The organism is Sphingomonas sp. 3P27F8 (assembly GCF_005502745.1).
Classification (GTDB): Bacteria; Pseudomonadota; Alphaproteobacteria; order Sphingomonadales; family Sphingomonadaceae; genus Sphingomonas.
The window spans coordinates 42108-57913 of the sequence record NZ_SCNL01000016.1 but is presented as its reverse complement, the minus strand read 5'-3'; the positions used below and the strand labels follow the sequence as shown (position 1 = coordinate 57913).

Genomic DNA, 15806 nt, shown 5'->3' with positions numbered 1-15806 from the left:
GATGAGTTCTCCTGACTTTGGATAAGTTTGCCCGGTCAAAGGGCGGGGGATTGGTTCGTTGCCAGCATTTGTGTGAAAACGATCCTGACTATTATGCGGCGCGCGAACGTCACGCTCGCGAGCTCGCGGCCTTAGCAAAGGAGCCGCAGATCAAAGCGATCCACTCGACATGGCCGAACGTTACGCCAAGTTGCGAGGCGCTTCAGCCCGACGCTGAGCAGAAACGACCTTTACACAGACTATATGCAAAAAGTGATCTTCAAGCTCGAAACTTTATGCAGGCGTCGATATTTCAGCCTCCCGCATGAATCGGATGTCCGTTTCGAGGACTGATAGCCGTAAGCTGTCGACCGCTCCGTGCGCTCCTCCGCCAATGCAATTGACGATCGAGGAGCATTTACGTGTTGCCTAAAACCGATCCGGAGCCTGACCCAGTCGGCCCGTATTTTGCCGTAGGACAGGACAAAGCCGGCCACTGGACGGTTCAGGGCACCGGAGGACGCATGAAAGAAGAGGTTCATCTCCCTCGCGGCAGCCATTACCTTCGCCCGCGCCCGAACAGCACGGCTTTCCCGGAGCCCGGATCGCCAAGGTCGAGCGCATACGAACTTCTGGAAAGTCGAGCGGAGTCGCCACCGCGATTTACCGATTGCCATTTATCAGCAACGTATCCGTAGCGGACGCGCACCTGACGACCGCCTGCTTGGTCGAGAGCCGATAGTTGTTGGGGACCGGTGAGAGGATAGTCAAAAACGTACGCTAAGCGTCCCGACCTTGCTGGTGGAGGCGGAGCGGCCTGAACCGCTCGCGGGGCTTGTCGATGTCACCCCACAGATAGTCGCCGGTAAGACTGATATGCTCCCAGCCTAGCGGGGCGATATGGGCGAGCAGTTCGTCGGGCACGTCGACGCCGCTACCGCGCAGATGCCGGACGGCGCGGTCGAGATAGACGGTGTTCCAGAGCGTCACAGCCGCGGTGACGAGCGTCAGGCCTGAGGCGCGATGGCGCTGGTTCTCGAAGGTGCGGTCGCGCAGCTCGCCGAGCCGATTGAAGAAGATGGCGCGGGCGAGCGCGTTGCGGGCCTCGCCCTTGTTGAGAATGCTGCCGGTGCGGCGCCGCTGCTCAGGATCGTCGAACCAGTCGAGCATGAACAGGGTGCGCTCTACCCGCCCGATTTCACGCAGCGCACGGGCGACCGGGTTTTGACGCGGAAAACCCGCCAGCTTGCGCAGCATGACCGAGGCGCTGACGGTGCCGGCGCGGATCGACGCGGCAAGGCGCAGCGTCTCGTCCCAGTTCTCCCCGATCGCGCGGATGTTGACCGGGCCGGCGACGAGCGGGCGCAGCGTCGGCCATGGGTCAAGCGGCGACAGGCCGTATAACCGGCGCTCGTTGAGGTCGCGGATGCGGGGTGCGAAGCGGAAGCCGAGCAGGTGACACAGACCGAAGACGTGGTCGACCGCGCCGGCGGTATCGGTCGCATGTTCGCGGATCACCAGATCGCTCTCATGGTCGAGCAGACCGTCGAGGACGTGCGCGGCTTCACCGGCATTGGCGGCGATGACCTTGGTGTGAAACGGCGTGAAGCGGTCGGTGACGTGAGTGTAGAACAGCACGCCGGGTTCGGTGCCGTAGCGGGCGTTGCGGTCGGCGCGGGCTTCGCCCTGACCGCCAGCGCGGAAAAACTGGCCGTCCGACGACGATGTATCGCCCGGTCCCCAGACCGCCGCGAGCGGATGCGCGGTGTGGCAGTCGACGATCGCCGCCAGCGCTGACAGGTAGGTTTCGTCACGCACATGCCATTCGGCGGTCCAGCGCAGGCGCGGCAACGTCAGCCCGCGCGAGCTTTCCGCCATGCGCCCCAGCCCGAGATTGGTGGCATCGGCAAGGATCGCACCCATCAGCGCCGACTGGTCGGAGGCGGGGGCGCCGCTGCGCGCGTGGACGAAACGGTCGGCGAAGCCCGACCATGCCGCGACCTCGACCAGCAGGTCGGTGATGCGGACGCGTGGCAGCATCGCGTAAAGCCGTGCCTTCAGCGCCTCGGCATCGTCGGATGGGAAGCGCCGGACCGGCGAGATGAGCAGCTGCCCGCGCTCGATCGTCACGTCGACCAACTCGCCGGCTGCGGCTGCGCGCTCCACCTCGGTCATGCGGCGGGCCAACAGAGTGCGGCGTTCCCCATACCATTCGGGAAAGTCGATCGGCACGGCCAGACGCAGATTGCCGGTCGCGCGCATGGCCTCAAAGGCTGGCACGGGCAGCTGATAGTCGTCGAGCGTGCGATAGGCGCGGCTGCCGTCCACCCAGATGCTACCCGACCCGACCCGTTCGCGCAGGTGGACGATAACCGCAATCTCATAGGCGCGCCGGTCGATCGTACCCTCCGCCGGAAGCACGACCTTGCGCCAGCGGGGTTTGATGAAGCTGGTTGGCACCCGCTTCGGCAGGACCGATCGGCCGTCGCGGTACATCGTGCGCAGCACCTCGATCGCGCCGAGCAGCGGATCGCCCGACCGCGCGGTGCGGAAGGTGAAGGCGGCGAGAAATGTCGGGGCGAACCGCCGCACGGCGGGATAGCGTTCGACCACCTCCTCCAGCCCGTCGTCGGCCGAGCGCGTCAAATCCTCGGCGAAGCGGATACTGCGTTCGAGCTGATCCCAACCCATCTTCGCGTCGATCGTGCGGAAGGCATCGCGCCCGCTCGCGCGGGCATCGAGCAGCAGACGACCAAGCCGGGCATGGAAGCGTGCAGTGTCCTTCAGCATTCGTGCCTGGCCGAGCAGCCGATCGGACCGGGTGCGGTCGGCACGGCGGAACAGCGCGCCGACCATCTTCTCGACCATGACCAGCGCGGCGTCGGTCAGCGCCGCTTCCATCTCGATCATGGCAGCGATGAGCATCGCGAGCCGGCGCGGACGTTCGAGACGCCGGAGGTGCTGCGCTGTGACGATGCCGGCGGTCCGTGTGATGACAGCATAGCGGGCGGCATGAATGCGGCGTGCCCTATCCGCTGCGATCCCGATGCCGCGCACAGCGTCAAGCCGTTCGATAATCCCTTTCAGGTTGGCGGCCGAAGGGGCTTCGGGCCATTCGCGTATCCACCCGAGCCGGGTGCGGCCGTGGTCGTCGGTTGCGATCAGATGTTCGAGCGCGGCTTCCTGCTCGGCCGAACAGTCGCGGATCAGGTTGGCATGGGCGGCTTTGCGCGCGCGTGTCCGCACGATGAGCGCGAGCCGTTCCAGCGTCGATGCCGCCGGTAGCACGATCTGGTCTGCCCGCAGCCGATCGACCATGCCGACGACGATCGTCTCGCCTCTATCGGTCGAAGCGGCAATCTCCGATCCCAGCGTCAGCATCGCCCGTACATCCACCCGCGCAAAGGCACGCAGACCGAGCAGGGCTTCGATTTCGGCACGGTGTTCGCGCAGCGTCGGGGAGCGCATGGCATAGCCGGTAAAGTCGTCGGCCGCGCACCCGATCTGCTCGGCGAGCACCTTGAGTATTGCGTCGGGCACCGCCTCACCCATTAGCAGCCCGCGGCCGGGATGACGCAGGTAGCAAAGCTGTACCGCGTAGCCGATCCGGTTGGCCCCGCGCCGACGTCGCGCCACCTGCGCCAGATCGTCGGGACCGAGCGTGTAGAGCCGTTCAATCGTCGCGCGATCAGCGGGCGGATCGAAGATGGCAGTGCGCTGCGCGGGCGACAAAATGGTCTTGGTCGGCATCGGTGTCCTGTTCGTCACGAAACAGGAAAGCGGACCTGTTCATGGAGCATAGACCAGAAGACGGGTTATGTGACAGAATGAGGATTGTTGGAGGAGCGCTCCCGCTCTGTCACGCGAACGGACGTATATGTGACGACCCAGATCGGCTACGCACGGGTGTCCAAGGCGGACGGCAGTCAGGTCCACGACCTCCAGCGCGACGCGCTGGTCGCGGCCGGCGTCGATCCCGACCATATCTATGAGGATGCGGCATCGGGCCGGCGCGACACGCGGCCTGGACTTGATGCCTGCCTCAAGGCGCTGCGGCGCGGCGACACGCTGGTTGTGTGGAAGCTCGACCGATTAGGGCGCGACTTGCGCCATCTCGTCAATCTGGTCGGGGAGCTGACGAAGCGGCAGATCGGCCTCAAGGTGCTGGCGGGCGAAGGCGCGTCGATCGACACCACCACCGCCAACGGTCGGCTGATCTTCGCGATCTTCGCCGGCCTCGCCGAGTTCGAGCGCGAGCTGATCGTCGAGCGGACCAAGGCCGGTCTCGCTGCGGCGCGTGCCCGTGGACGAAGCGGCGGCCGCCCGTTCAAGATGACGCCGGCCAAGCTGCGCCTCGCCCAGGCCGCGATGGGTAAGCCCGAAACCAAGGTCGCCGAGCTGTGCGCCGAACTCGGCATCACTCGGCAGACGCTTTACCGCTTTGTCGGGCCGAAGGGCGAGCTGCGCAATGACGGGCAGCGACTACTCGACCGGCGCAAGGCGAAATGAACCGCCTGTTCCGTCAGGATCGGCTGATCGCCTCGAACACGATCCGGGCGACGTTCGCGGGCTGGCATGACCGGGCGATCGCCGCATTCATGTTACTGGTCGTACTGGCCGTCGCCCATGCGTGGTTCACCGATCGCCCGTGGAGGGTTGCAGCGTGGACGGCGCTCGGTGCGGGCACGCTGATCGGCATCGGGGCGGGACGCCTTGTCAGGGCGCGCCTCGCCTTCCATGCCTTCGACGGGTTGCTCGCGGCCGATGCCCTGCACCCGCACACCCGCCTGCGCTACAGGACGGCATGGCATGGCATCGGATTGGCGCTGCTGACCGTGGCGACCCTGATCGTGCGCCCTTCGCTGCTGGTCATCAGCGTGCCCGCCTATCTTGCCGGGGTGTTGATCGCCGGACTGACGGGTGGCGTCAGGATGCCGAAGCGGCTCGCTGGCACGGCGCGACCGGGATGGACGCTCCGGGCATGGTCGCATCGCCCGATCGCCGGGGTAGCGGCTGCGACGGTCCTGCTCGTGCTGCTGTTGCCGGCCCGCACGCTGGGCACGAATGCCCTGATGGCGGTGGTCGGGATCGGCACGGTCCTGCTCGCGCTGATCCTCACCAGCGCCGATGACGCCATCGTCCGCTTCATGACGATCGCCGGACACGGATCGCGACGCATTTTCGTTCACCATGGCAAGGGGATCGCGACCTTCCTTGCCGTGTCGGTGCCGGGATGCTGGATCATGCTGGGGCCGGTTGCGGCCGGGATCGCCGCTGCCGCCTGTGTCGCCACGCTGTTGCTCTTGGCGCTGCGCGTCCTCGCCTATCGGCTGCATACCAAGCGGTTCGCCGACTTCCTCGTCTCCATCCTCACAGGATTGCTCATGCTGGTCGCCTATTCGATGCCGGTGGCCCTGCCTGTCATCACGCTTGCCATGTTCTGGCAACTACATCGCCGGGGGCGGACGAAGACGTGGCTGCTGGTATGAACCCCGCCGTCGATCTAACAGGCACAACCGTCGAGCGGAGCGGGGAGCGCGTCGTCCACGACGTCGATTTGACCGTCGCACCCGGATCGTGGTTCGGCCTCAGCGGCGCCAACGGATCGGGCAAGACCAGCCTGCTCAGGGCGCTTGCCGGCCGGCTGCCCTTCGCCGGTGGATCATGCCGGATCGGTGGCGAAGAACTGATCGAGGATCGTGCCGCTCGCGCGCTGCGTTTCGGCTTCTCTCCTCCGGCCGACAAACTGCCGGATGCCTTGCGGGGACGCGACGTTCTCGAACTCGTCGGCGGGAACATCGATGATGTTCGCTCCCGCCTGGGAAAGCTGCATGAAGCGCTGGGCCTGGCGCCGCTGCTCGACCGCTGGATCGGCGACTGCTCCGCAGGCATGCGACAGCGGATCGCCATTGCTGCGGCGTTCGCGGGTGGCCACTCCCTCGTGATCCTTGACGAGCCGTTCAACTGGCTCGATCCTGTCGCGATCTTCGACCTGCGCGAGGTTCTGCGCGATAGGGTCGATGGCGGCTTGGCGCTTATCACTGCCCTCCACGACCTCGGCACGCTGGCATCGGCATGCGACGCCGGTCTCATGCTCGCCGATGGCAAGGTCGCACTGGCGCTGGACGAAGGCATGTTGCGGATCGCTGCCCAGAATCCGCAAACGTTCGAGCGGCAGACGATCGACCGCCTGCGATCCGGATCAGCTACGCCCAACGTTTAGCGTACGCTCAGAAAGGGATTCTGCGATGACCTCGGGAAGTGCAATGAGGACGTGGACCGTGTTGCCTCTCCTGATGGTCATCGCAGGCTGTGCTACACCCTCTTCTCCGCCGAGTTGCGTCGGCCTTCGCGGCGTCGGTGCCGTACCGATCACCGACGCAGCGGGCGTGACCCGCATCCGCTACACCTATGCCGATGAGGCGGTGCGGCTGCCGCACCTGCAATGCCGGGCCGATCAGGGCGATCGGACGGCGATGGTCGAACTCGCCCGCGCCCTGGAAACGGGTAGCAGCGTGGTGCGCGACGATAGCCGTGCCGCCACACTCTATGAGAAGGCAGCGCAGGACCGCCCCACGTTCACCAGCATCTATTCTCCGCCCGTCCGGCTCGGCGGTGCGGGGCAGGTCATGATGATCCCCAATACGGACGGCGGGCCGGGGAACGCCGAGGCGAAGCATCGGCTCGGTCACATGCTGGTCGAAGGCCGGGGTATCGCACGCGACCCTGAACGTGGACGGCAACTAATCGCCGAAGCGGAACGGCAAGGATTTAAGCCATAGTGCGGATGCGCCGTTCAGTGGTCCGCCGGGACGTCCTGAAGATCGAGCGAAGGACCAGCCCAGTTCGGACCGGCGCGGTCGCGCCCCTTCGTTCCGACGATCACCGACCAGGCAAAGGCCCGCCATCCGGGACCGGCGTAAGCGGAGGCGAGCCGCTCCGCGTCCTCGATGTTACCGGCCTTTGTCAGCAGATGGATGAGCTGTATCCGTTGCCTTGCCGCCCGGACCTGCTCGAACGGATCGCCCCGATCGAGCGGAGGCGGTGCGTCGGCCATCATGCGAAGCAATGATCCGGCACCGCTGGCATCGCCTGTCGTCATACGGCGCTGGATAACCGCCAAACGTGTCTTCCCGAGCACCAGCGGATCGCCCAACCGGCTTGCGGCCTCCAGCGCCTTGTCATCGTTGCCGGCGTTCAACCAGGCTTCCGCGGCGATCTCGCTGCTCAATCCCTTCGGGCATAAGCGCGCAAGGATGCCCGACGTGGTCAGGCGCGTCATATAGGCTGCCACGACGGTGCTGTCCTGCGAGGGCAATACCCATTCCAGGACACCGGTCAGTCCGTCGTCCACTGCGGCGCAGTCGTCCGAGGGAGACAGCAGGTTAGTCACCGTCAGGGCACGATCGAGGTCGCGGGCGTGCAGAAAATCGGCGATCAGTCCCTGCGCCTGCTGGCCGGGTTCGGGCAATGGCGCGTCACCCGTGGCTTGGCGTCGTGCAAAACTCCGCCGGATGCGGTCCACGGCATCGTCGGGGCGACCCTCGATCAGATCGACCGAAGTCGTATCCAGCCACGTCATCGCCTCCCGGCGGGTTTCGCCGGCGAGCAGCGGAATCAATGCCCGCAAGCGCCGCACAGCCTCGGCCGCCCCACCGGCAGGCCGATCAGGAACGCTGTCCCATGTTGCCCTGTAGAGGAGCGACGCCTTGGTCGGCCCAGCGGGCAGCGCATCTGCGGCCAGCAGTATCAGCCGGAATGGCGGGATAGGTGGCGGAACGATGCCGGGCGGAGCGTCCATGGAGAAGCAGTCGCGGATACGCCTGTCATCTGCGGCGCTCGCGCCGCCCGGGCGGAGCCGTTCGACGAAACGCTCGCAAGCGCGGTCCTCGCTTCGCTGCTCATCCTGTTGCGCCACAATCTGACGCGTCAGCTTGTCCGGACCGGGGCCGAACGTCCGCAGCTCGTAATCCTCGGACATGCCAGAGGCTGCCTCGATGGCCTGGTCGCGATCGGCATGGCGAAGATTGCGCGACACCTCCCGTAGCGTCACGTCGCGCTCCCGACCCGCCGGCATCGACTTTGCTGCTGCAACTGCCCGAACGGCGAGGCTGTCAACGGGCGCGGCATTGCCACACCCGGTCGAAAGCAACGCAGTCGCGGCAAAGACAGAGATGGTGCGGAGACGCGCGATCAACATCGCGTCAGGCTACCTCGGATTGCATGGCGCGCAAGCATCACCGCTTAGCGTACGTTTTCGACCATCCTCTCACCGGTGCCCTTTTACAGGCATTTTCCCGCGCGATAGCTGCGGTGCCGACGCGTGCGGCGTATCACGGGAATGGGCGCGCAGCTGGCTGCTCAAGAATAACCCGGTTGCCCAAGCCATTCGAAGCCCGTGCCAGCGCATCGGCTGCGTCTGCAATCAGATCCTCGGAGACAGCGTTGGGGGCGAGTACGAGACCCGCCGAGCATGTCACCTCGCCGATCGGCGTCTCATTCTCGACGCGCTGCAGCTTTCGCCTCGAGAATGCCTTGCGGGCTGCGTTCAGCATATCGCGGGCGGCTTCGGGGTCGCAGTTGTCGAACACGATGGCGATCCGCTTTGCCTCCCAGCGGCCGACCCGGTGCGGCATGCAATGATCCCGCAATGTCTGGCCCAGCGCGCGCAGGACCCGCTCGACGACGCCGATCCCATGAGCCGCCCCGATCGAGGTGACCTGATCGAGCGCAACCAGCGCAAGAAGGGTAGGGCCTTCCCGCCCGAGTGCGGCGGTGAGCACCGAGTCGATCGCGATGCGGTTGAGGAGCGAGGTAGCAGGATCGATGTCGGTATCGACGCCCAGCGAGCGTAGGCGCTCGCGGACTAGCGCCGTCTGAAGGCTCAGCTGCTTCAACCGCTCTTCGGCGCGCTCGGCCTGGGCAGTCATCCGAGCGACCGCGCTGTGAATGTTGCCGTCTGTCGAGACCAGTTCGGCCGCGGTGAGCGTGAGCGATTTGACGAAGGCATTGGCTTCCTGGGCGGTTGCCCCGATGATGTGCATGACCTCCGTGGAAAGCTCACCGATCGTCGTCGCGGTGCCATGGAGATCCGCTGGTGCCGAAATTGCTCGCACGTCTTCCTGTCGGAGGCGATAACCGCCGTCGATCAGATTGGCGACGGCCATGAAATGGGCCTCGTCAGCACCTTCGAAATAGGTGTGAGCGAAGCCGTAATTCTCGGGGCTGTGCGGCAGTCGATGCTCGTCGAGAAAATCGACAATGGCATGACCCGATTCGTCGGCTGGCGGACTGGTGCGCAGATCCATCAGAAGCCTCTATCGCCGTTCCGACACAAGGATGTCGTGCCACAGGAACAGATCGCGGTCGATGAGTTCGAGAAGTGCGTTGATAGCGGCCTCGCGGGAGCCAAGTTGATAGCGACGCTGGATCTCGTCCGCGACTCGCAGCGATGCAGGGGAGAGCGCGTAGGTGGACCGCTTGTAACCCGCAGCATCCTCGCGTTCTTTTTTGCGGCGCATCGATAGGGTCGACCGCGCGGGTTTCGGCTGAGAGTCCATATCGCCCTCTAAGCGAAACAGGTGTCACTCTCCAAAGCTCGTTTGATGGGAACGGAGTTCACCACCGGAATTGGTTCAGTTTGCTCCGGTCCGGGGCGGGGGAACCGAATTGAGCATGTTCATCAGGATGGATTGCAAAACCCGCTCGATCGCTTCGGGAGCAAGCCCATCGCCTTTCACCTGCTCGGCGAGCGACAGTAACTGGGGGCAGGAAGCTTCGACGAAGCGGCACGTGACGAGGTAGATCTTGTCGAAGCTGTCATCGAAATAGGCGAGGGGCGTCTTCATCCAGACTGCGGCAAGAAACGCACGTTGCCGGTCGATCTCCAGGATCTCCATGACCCTTATCTGCATCGCGGCCGTAAAGCTGGCGCGACCGGATTTGACCTTTCCGATGAGACTGACGCTTTTCCCGAGTCTCCGGGCCATTTCGACATTGGTTACGCCACGGCGATTCCACTGCTCGATGATAAGCGGATAGTAGAAGTCTGTCTCGGTCTGTCGGCTTGCTGCATTCCTCTGGTCAGTCATGACGACCCCCCTTCTGGGCGCTATATACGGTTATAGCCCGAGAGGCTGTCAATATTTTTTTAGCGTTAGTCGGAACTTCTCGACGAATCGCACAATCGAAGACGCACAGCATCGACACGGTGAGCAGGAAACGCGCTGTGGCAGGGGTGGTGGGGTCGGTAGTGGCCCTGTCCCGCGCGGCCTGGAAAAGCGCCTTCTGATCGATCTGAATGCGGAAACCGACCCGGTTTTCACCATTGTCCTCGATCGTCGAGGCGCGTTCGAGCATCAGCTCGAAATCCGGCATATCCAAGAATTTCTCCAGTCCATACAGGGCGGTAGAGGAAACGGTCTCAAACCGTCGCGTTGCCAGCGACCGGGTTCTGATCGCTTCTGTTGTGAGACGGAACAGCTCATCGCTGACCCGGAAGGCGTAGATCACATTCGACATGGGGAACGGATAACCCGAGTGCGGGCGAGCGCATACCATCTGGATTGATAGTTTCTCGAGCAATCAATCATTGCCGCACGACCGGGGGTGGTCATTCCAGTTTCGCAACGAAGGCGGTAAAAAAATTCCGCAGGTGGTAAAAAAATTACCTGCTCTATGTTTGTCTGCAGACCCATCGCGTCAGTTTTTTGGCCGAAATGCGTAGTCGGGCTTTCCCGCAGTCAAAGTCGATACGGTAATTTTTTTCCGTCTTGTCGAGGGTCAATACTTGCGAAATCCTTAGGGAGACGACGCGCTTGTGCTTCGTCTTCCAAGGGGAAAGAGCATGTCTGCACTTTCAATGCCGAAGGGTGGCCAGATCAATGGTGTCCTTCTCGGTCTGGCGATCATCGCGATGGTGATGGTCCTGGGCGCGTCGGCGGCGTTCGCCGGCGCCGACACGACGTTCAATACCGCGCTGACGAAGTTCACGGACTTCCTCGAGGGCTCGGGCGGCAAGATCATCACCGTCATGAGCCTCGCGGGCGGCATCGTCGCGCTGGCGTCGGGCCGCTTCAGCCTGGGCCAGGTGGCCGTTCCCGTCGCCGTCGGCGTCGGCGCGGGCACGGGTATCCCGATCGTCACCTCGACCGTCACCGCGACGATCTGAGGCGTCGGCTGGATCAACCGCTGGGAGGGCGGCTTAGCTTATGGACCGGTACACCATCCCTTCGCATCTCGACGACCCGGAGCTGATCGGCTTCTGGACGCTGGACGAGTTCCTCGCGATGGCGATCCCCTTCATCTGGGGGATCCTGTCGCAGCACGTCGTGATCGGACTGATGGTCTCGTTGCTCGGCTGGTGGGGTTTTCGGAAACTCAAAGCCGGCAAGGCCACGTCGTGGATTCTCCACATGGCCTACTGGCACCTGCCGTCGAGTTTTACCGGGCTGAAGGCGACACCGCCCTCCCACCTTCGCGTGATGGTGGGCTAAATGGATTATTCTGTCGGTCTCGCGCAGTCGCAGCGCGTCCTCAAGCAGCGCAACATGCTCGGCATCGTCGCGCTGGTCCTCGCGGGCCTCGTGGTGCTGCTGTTCCTGGTCGGCGCGACCCGTGACCGGGAGATCGTCCTGCAGCCGATCGTCCGCTCCCCGTTGACGCTCTCGTCGAGCGGGGTCAGCGAGCAGTATCTGGAGATGGTCACGCGCGACACCGCGCTGATGACGCTCAACCGCTCGCCCGAAAATCTCGAATACTGGATGGACTCGATCCTGGCGATCGCCACGCCGGAAGCACATGGTTCGCTCAAGCGCGACCTGATGAAGATCCTCAACGAGCAGCGCGGATCGAGCATCAGCCAGTATTTCACGCTCGCCGGCATGAAGGTCGACACCGAGAAACTGACCTCGGAAGTGACCGGCACGCTGCACACCGTCGTCGGCTCGAAGTCGGTCACCGCCGAGCCGAAGACGTTCCGCTTCTACTGGGCGTATCGCGGCCTGACTCTCCAGCTCAAGGGCTTCGGGATGGTCACCAAGGCCGACAAGGACGCCGCGGCAACCATCGGAGACGACGCATGACCGCCTGGGTCGCAGTCGGGCTGATCGGGGGCGGGACCGCCTTCGCATCGCGCCTGTGTTCGCTATCGCGCCTGATCGGGGCAGGGATGATCGTCGCGGGCGGAATGGTGCTCGCCGCGCCAGCCTTTGCCGACGAGCATGTGCTGGCGAAGGACAACAGCGAGGTCGCCTGCACGATGTCGAAGTCGGGGCTGACCCGCGTCAGCCTCAAGGACGATCGCTTCGCCAGCGTCTCGAAGCTGACCACCGGGGTCGATACCGACGATTTCACCGTGGTCAACGAACCGACCCGGGGCGACATCTATGTGTCGGTCCCGGAAGCCTATTCTCGGCCGAACGTGTCGTTCTTCGGCACCACGTCGAAGGGCTATGTCTACAAATTCTCGTGCCGCCTCGCCGGTGACGACGCGCAGCAGGTGTTCGTCGAGAATAAGGATATCGGTGGCGCCGCGGAAACGCAGGTCGCGGCCGTCGCGGCATCGCCGCAGGAGGCGTCCGCCACGCTGGTCCAGGCGATGTTCCAGTCCGCGCCGCTCGAAGGGTTCGAGGTCAGGCCCGCGGTCACCGACCCGGTGATGATTGGCTCGCTCAAGGTCCAGATGGTCGCCGAGTATCGCGGCGCCAGCCTCGCAGGCCGCACGCTCAGGATCGAGAACCGGGGCAAGGTTCCGGTCGCGCTGGGCGAGGGAACGATCGCACCGTCGAACGCGATCGCGGTCTCGGTCGCCAACCCCAACCTCAAGCCCGGTGAAGCCACCACCGCCTATATCGTCAGGCCTTCGGGCCTCGCCAACGGAGTGCGGCCATGAGCCTCAAGGACATCTTCCAGCGTAACCGTGCCAAGCAGCTCGATACCGAGCCGGAGGAGGGCGGGGACAGCGAGCTGATGGCCGGCAACGATGCCGTCCGCAAGAAGCAGCTGCTCTACCTCGGCTGTGGTGGCGCCGTCGCGCTGGTGCTGGGCTCCTGGTACGTCATGGGCGACGATGCCAAGCTGAAGCCGGTCGGCACCGACGGGAAGGAGGTGAAGATCACCACCGACGACATGGTCAACCGGAACATGTCGCAGCGTGAATGGCAGGCCGCATCCGAAGCGCAGATGCAGTCGATCAACAATCAGCTGAAGGGCGTCGACGGCCAGCGCGCGCAGATGGAGCAGTTGCAGGCGCAGATCGCCGCGCTCCAGGGCGAGAAGCAGTCGATGGCGAGCGATGGCCAGCGGGTCATGAGCGCCTATCAGCAGGAGAACGACCAGCTTCGCCAGCAGATCGCGCAGCGTAACGCCGCGCCGGCCGCGCCGGCTCCGACGCAGATGTATGGCCCCGGCCAGCCCAATTACCGCACTCCCGGCGCGCCGATGACGGCGGGCGAGGCGGCAGCGGCTGCGGTGTCGCAGTCGCGCTCGATCAAGCTGGTGTCGTTCGAGGGCGGCCCCTCGGGCACCGCGACTCGGATCTCGGGTGGCACGACCAGCTACACCGACAGCCCCAATTACCTGCCGCCCAACTCGATCGCGAAGGCGAAGGTCATCGTCGGCGTCGACGCCTCGGCGGGGGTGCAGTCGCAGACCGATCCGCTGCCGGTGATCCTGCGCATCACCGGCCCGGCGCGCTCGGTCTACCAGAACGGCAAGCTGCTCACGACGCGGATCGAAGGCTGCGTCATCAACGGCGCGGCGCGCGGCGATCTCTCTTCCGAGAAGGTCTATGTGAAGCTGCAGCGGATGACCTGTCCGCAGGCCAATGGCCGGTTCGCGGTGTCGGACGTGAAGGGCTTCATCAGCTTCGCCGGCAAGACCGGCGTGCGCGGCCGTGTCGTCAGTCGCGAGGGCTCCTTGGCGATGCAAGCTTTCTTTGCCGGGCTTGTAGGTGGTGCAGGCAATGCGCTGAACACTGCCTTCAACCAGCCACTCGCAACCTTCGAGACAGACGGCAAAGGAGGGATCAATCGCACCCCGAGCATCGGCAACGTCGGTTTGCGCGCTTTGGGCGGCGGCGCCGACGAGAGCGGTCGAACAGTTTCCAAATACCTGATCGAGCGCGCCGAACAGTACCAGCCCATCATCGAGATGCCGACCGGCATCGATGTCGAGATCGTCTTCCTCGAAGGCGTCTTCATCCAGAACTGAGCCCGGAAGGAGGCGGTCACATGGCAAATACTATCATGATCGGCGCGATGGCGGGGGCGGCGATGCTGCTGACCGGCTCGGCCGAAGCGCCGATCGGCGCGCAGGTCCAGGTCGCGCTGCAGAAGCGGCTTCCCAAGACCAAGGTCGATGCGATCGACTGCTCCAAGGTCGACGGGCTGTGCGAGGTCGTGGCGGGTGCGAACTTGTTCTACGTCGACAAGTCGGCGCGCTATCTCGTCATCGGCCGCGTCTATGACATGGAGACGCGGCAGGATCTGACCGCCGCCAAGCTGCTCGCGCTCAATCCCGATATGCTGGTGGGCGGCGCGGCGAAGGCCAATGCCACGCCCGATGCGCCCGAGGCCGGCGCGGCGCGGGCGGGTGCGCGAGTCACGACCCAGCCCGCCGTCGCCCGCACGCTCGATGTGACGCGGCTGTCGAGCAAGGGTGCGATCGTGTGGGGTTCGGGCACGCAGACGGTCACCGTCTTCTCCGATTTCCACTGCGGCTACTGCCGCGCGCTCAGTCAGGCGCTCGAGACGATGAACGTGCGCGTCATCGAGCGCCCGATCTCGGTGCTGGGAAGCCGCGAGATCGCCAACCAGGTGCTGTGCGCCCGCGATCGTCATGCGGCGGTCCGCGCGGCCTATGCGCAGAACCCGGTCCCGGCAGGCCCGAAGTGCGACACCAGCGGTCTCGATGAGAACGAGGCGTTCGCCAAGGCGCACGGCATCAACGGGACGCCCGTCATCGTCCGCTCCGACGGGGCGGTGATCGAGGGTTTCAGGCCCAAGGCCCAGCTCGTCGAATGGTTGAAGGGAGCCAAGTCGTGACCCGATCCGTGATCCGCCTGCCGGCCTGCCCGGTTTCCGACTATCGCCCGCACGCCCGCGCGAAGCGTATTGCGGCGCTGGCGACGACCGCGAGCCTGGGACTGCTCGCCAGCTGCACCACGCTGGGGACCAACATCTCGGGCAAGTTCGCGTGCGGCGCGCCCGAGGGCGGCAGCTGCTCGCCGGCGACCGTCATCGATGACAAGGCGCTGGCCGAGATCACCGGCGACAGCGGCTATCATCCGGCAGGCCCGTACCAGGCACCCGCGCGCAACAGCGGGGGAACGCAGCGGATCGCCTATGCCTCGACGCCGGTGCCGGCGCAGGCGGCGGGGGTCGGGCCGCAGAAGGTGTTGCGGATCGTGTTCCCCTCGCATGTCGACGCGGCTGGGCGCTTCCACGAGACCGCGGTCGTGCAGGCGGTGGTCGACAACGGCCAGTGGCTGGCGGCGACCGACGGCCACGGTTCGGCGCTTGCCGCGACGCAGACGCTCAACGTCAGCCCCGAGATCCTCTCGCAGCTCGGCGCGCCGATCGCCGCGCTTCCCCCGGTGCCCGCCGAGGTCGCGCAGGTCGCCGCCCCGGCAGCGGCCGCAGGTGCGGCGAGCGCGGTCGGCGCACCAAGTGCGGCAGCGGTCGCGGCCGCGCGGGCCAGGGCGCGCGACGCGGCTGCTGGCAAGGGTGTGCCGATCGCCGCGACGCAGAAGCCGGCTTCGCCCGAACTCGCGTCGAGCACGCCGGGTAACCGCCCAGCGACCTTCTCGCCGCGCGTGGAGGACTGAT

Annotated in this window: 17 protein-coding genes; 11 read left to right on the top strand and 6 right to left on the bottom strand. The window is 65.2% G+C overall.

Annotation, left to right across the window (positions count from 1 at the left end; genetic code table 11):
* Nucleotides 1-759: 759 nt before the first annotated feature.
* Entirely contained in the window at nt 760-3729 is a 2970-nt protein-coding gene (locus tag FFS35_RS16535; protein ID WP_137788003.1) for a Tn3 family transposase, read from the bottom strand.
* A gap of 129 nt (nt 3730-3858) precedes the next feature.
* Here FFS35_RS16535 and FFS35_RS16530 point away from each other — a divergent pair, with 129 nt between their 5' ends.
* Genes FFS35_RS16530 through FFS35_RS16515 form a run of 4 tightly spaced genes read left to right on the top strand, consistent with a single transcriptional unit; the run spans nt 3859 to nt 6761 of the window.
* Complete coding sequence (locus FFS35_RS16530) at nt 3859-4488, top strand: recombinase family protein (protein ID WP_137788002.1); 630 nt, start codon at nt 3859-3861, stop codon at nt 4486-4488.
* Nucleotides 4485-5468 carry a hypothetical protein gene (locus FFS35_RS16525; RefSeq protein WP_137788001.1) on the top strand — a complete coding sequence of 328 codons (984 nt, stop codon included), beginning with the start codon at nt 4485-4487 and terminating at the stop codon, nt 5466-5468. The genes FFS35_RS16530 and FFS35_RS16525 overlap by 4 nt, the downstream gene beginning before the upstream one ends.
* Entirely contained in the window at nt 5465-6202 is a 738-nt protein-coding gene (locus tag FFS35_RS16520) for an ATP-binding cassette domain-containing protein (protein ID WP_137788000.1), read from the top strand. The genes FFS35_RS16525 and FFS35_RS16520 overlap by 4 nt, the downstream gene beginning before the upstream one ends.
* A 43-nt stretch (nt 6203-6245) precedes the next feature.
* Nucleotides 6246-6761, top strand: a complete 516-nt coding sequence (locus FFS35_RS16515; RefSeq protein ID WP_171007656.1) for an SEL1-like repeat protein — start codon at nt 6246-6248, stop codon at nt 6759-6761.
* Between the two features lie 14 nt (nt 6762-6775).
* Here the strand turns inward: FFS35_RS16515 and FFS35_RS16510 are convergent, their stop codons facing one another.
* The 5 genes from FFS35_RS16510 to FFS35_RS16490 all read right to left on the bottom strand — a co-directional run bounded on the left by FFS35_RS16510 (nt 6776) and on the right by FFS35_RS16490 (nt 10500).
* Nucleotides 6776-8179, bottom strand: coding sequence for a hypothetical protein (locus FFS35_RS16510; protein WP_137787999.1), 1404 nt, complete (start codon nt 8177-8179; stop codon nt 6776-6778).
* A 133-nt stretch (nt 8180-8312) separates the two neighbouring features.
* Nucleotides 8313-9287 (bottom strand): GGDEF domain-containing protein, encoded by a 975-nt coding sequence (locus FFS35_RS16505; protein ID WP_066674854.1) that lies wholly within the window; start codon nt 9285-9287, stop codon nt 8313-8315.
* 9 nt (nt 9288-9296) lie between these two features.
* Nucleotides 9297-9500: a hypothetical protein gene (locus tag FFS35_RS16500; RefSeq protein ID WP_010409268.1), complete on the bottom strand. Its 204-nt coding sequence runs from the start codon at nt 9498-9500 to the stop codon at nt 9297-9299.
* Nucleotides 9501-9614: 114 nt separating this feature from the next.
* Entirely contained in the window at nt 9615-10070 is a 456-nt protein-coding gene (locus tag FFS35_RS16495) for a helix-turn-helix transcriptional regulator (RefSeq protein ID WP_066282733.1), read from the bottom strand.
* Entirely contained in the window at nt 10063-10500 is a 438-nt protein-coding gene (locus FFS35_RS16490) for a hypothetical protein (protein WP_137787998.1), read from the bottom strand. The genes FFS35_RS16495 and FFS35_RS16490 overlap by 8 nt, the downstream gene beginning before the upstream one ends.
* A 325-nt stretch (nt 10501-10825) precedes the next feature.
* On the opposite strand from FFS35_RS16490, the gene FFS35_RS16485 reads away from it, so the two are divergent.
* The 7 genes from FFS35_RS16485 to FFS35_RS16455 are packed head-to-tail and all read left to right on the top strand — an operon-like array spanning nt 10826 to nt 15805.
* A complete protein-coding gene (locus FFS35_RS16485; protein ID WP_007406353.1) occupies nt 10826-11149 on the top strand; it encodes a hypothetical protein in 324 nt (107 codons plus the stop codon).
* A 40-nt stretch (nt 11150-11189) separates the two neighbouring features.
* Nucleotides 11190-11474 carry a type IV conjugative transfer system protein TraL gene (traL, locus tag FFS35_RS16480; RefSeq protein WP_007406330.1) on the top strand — a complete coding sequence of 95 codons (285 nt, stop codon included), beginning with the start codon at nt 11190-11192 and terminating at the stop codon, nt 11472-11474.
* Nucleotides 11475-12062, top strand: coding sequence for a type IV conjugative transfer system protein TraE (locus FFS35_RS16475; protein WP_064312054.1), 588 nt, complete (start codon nt 11475-11477; stop codon nt 12060-12062).
* Nucleotides 12059-12871: a type-F conjugative transfer system secretin TraK gene (locus FFS35_RS16470; RefSeq protein WP_137787997.1), complete on the top strand. Its 813-nt coding sequence runs from the start codon at nt 12059-12061 to the stop codon at nt 12869-12871. Before FFS35_RS16475 ends, FFS35_RS16470 begins: the two co-directional genes overlap by 4 nt.
* Entirely contained in the window at nt 12868-14190 is a 1323-nt protein-coding gene (locus FFS35_RS16465; RefSeq protein ID WP_007406327.1) for a TraB/VirB10 family protein, read from the top strand. Before FFS35_RS16470 ends, FFS35_RS16465 begins: the two co-directional genes overlap by 4 nt.
* A gap of 20 nt (nt 14191-14210) precedes the next feature.
* On the top strand, nt 14211-15023 hold the full coding sequence (locus tag FFS35_RS16460; protein ID WP_066282721.1) for a DsbC family protein: 813 nt from the start codon (nt 14211-14213) through the stop codon (nt 15021-15023).
* Entirely contained in the window at nt 15020-15805 is a 786-nt protein-coding gene (locus FFS35_RS16455) for a conjugation transfer protein (protein ID WP_010409254.1), read from the top strand. The genes FFS35_RS16460 and FFS35_RS16455 overlap by 4 nt, the downstream gene beginning before the upstream one ends.
* The last annotated feature ends 1 nt before the right edge of the window (nt 15806 follow it).

Excerpts from the sequence above, each read along its gene's own strand:
- FFS35_RS16535 (WP_137788003.1), bottom strand. The coding sequence starts at position 3,729 with ATGCCGACCAAGACCATTTTGTCGCCCGCGCAGCGCACTGCCATCTTC.
- FFS35_RS16525 (WP_137788001.1), top strand. The coding sequence starts at position 4,485 with ATGAACCGCCTGTTCCGTCAGGATCGGCTGATCGCCTCGAACACGATC.
- FFS35_RS16520 (WP_137788000.1), top strand. The coding sequence starts at position 5,465 with ATGAACCCCGCCGTCGATCTAACAGGCACAACCGTCGAGCGGAGCGGG.
- FFS35_RS16515 (WP_171007656.1), top strand. The coding sequence starts at position 6,246 with ATGAGGACGTGGACCGTGTTGCCTCTCCTGATGGTCATCGCAGGCTGT.
- FFS35_RS16510 (WP_137787999.1), bottom strand. The coding sequence starts at position 8,179 with ATGTTGATCGCGCGTCTCCGCACCATCTCTGTCTTTGCCGCGACTGCG.
- FFS35_RS16505 (WP_066674854.1), bottom strand. The coding sequence starts at position 9,287 with ATGGATCTGCGCACCAGTCCGCCAGCCGACGAATCGGGTCATGCCATT.
- FFS35_RS16500 (WP_010409268.1), bottom strand. The coding sequence starts at position 9,500 with ATGCGCCGCAAAAAAGAACGCGAGGATGCTGCGGGTTACAAGCGGTCC.
- FFS35_RS16495 (WP_066282733.1), bottom strand. The coding sequence starts at position 10,070 with ATGACTGACCAGAGGAATGCAGCAAGCCGACAGACCGAGACAGACTTC.
- FFS35_RS16490 (WP_137787998.1), bottom strand. The coding sequence starts at position 10,500 with ATGTCGAATGTGATCTACGCCTTCCGGGTCAGCGATGAGCTGTTCCGT.
- FFS35_RS16485 (WP_007406353.1), top strand. The coding sequence starts at position 10,826 with ATGTCTGCACTTTCAATGCCGAAGGGTGGCCAGATCAATGGTGTCCTT.
- traL (WP_007406330.1), top strand. The coding sequence starts at position 11,190 with ATGGACCGGTACACCATCCCTTCGCATCTCGACGACCCGGAGCTGATC.
- FFS35_RS16475 (WP_064312054.1), top strand. The coding sequence starts at position 11,475 with ATGGATTATTCTGTCGGTCTCGCGCAGTCGCAGCGCGTCCTCAAGCAG.
- FFS35_RS16470 (WP_137787997.1), top strand. The coding sequence starts at position 12,059 with ATGACCGCCTGGGTCGCAGTCGGGCTGATCGGGGGCGGGACCGCCTTC.
- FFS35_RS16465 (WP_007406327.1), top strand. The coding sequence starts at position 12,868 with ATGAGCCTCAAGGACATCTTCCAGCGTAACCGTGCCAAGCAGCTCGAT.
- FFS35_RS16460 (WP_066282721.1), top strand. The coding sequence starts at position 14,211 with ATGGCAAATACTATCATGATCGGCGCGATGGCGGGGGCGGCGATGCTG.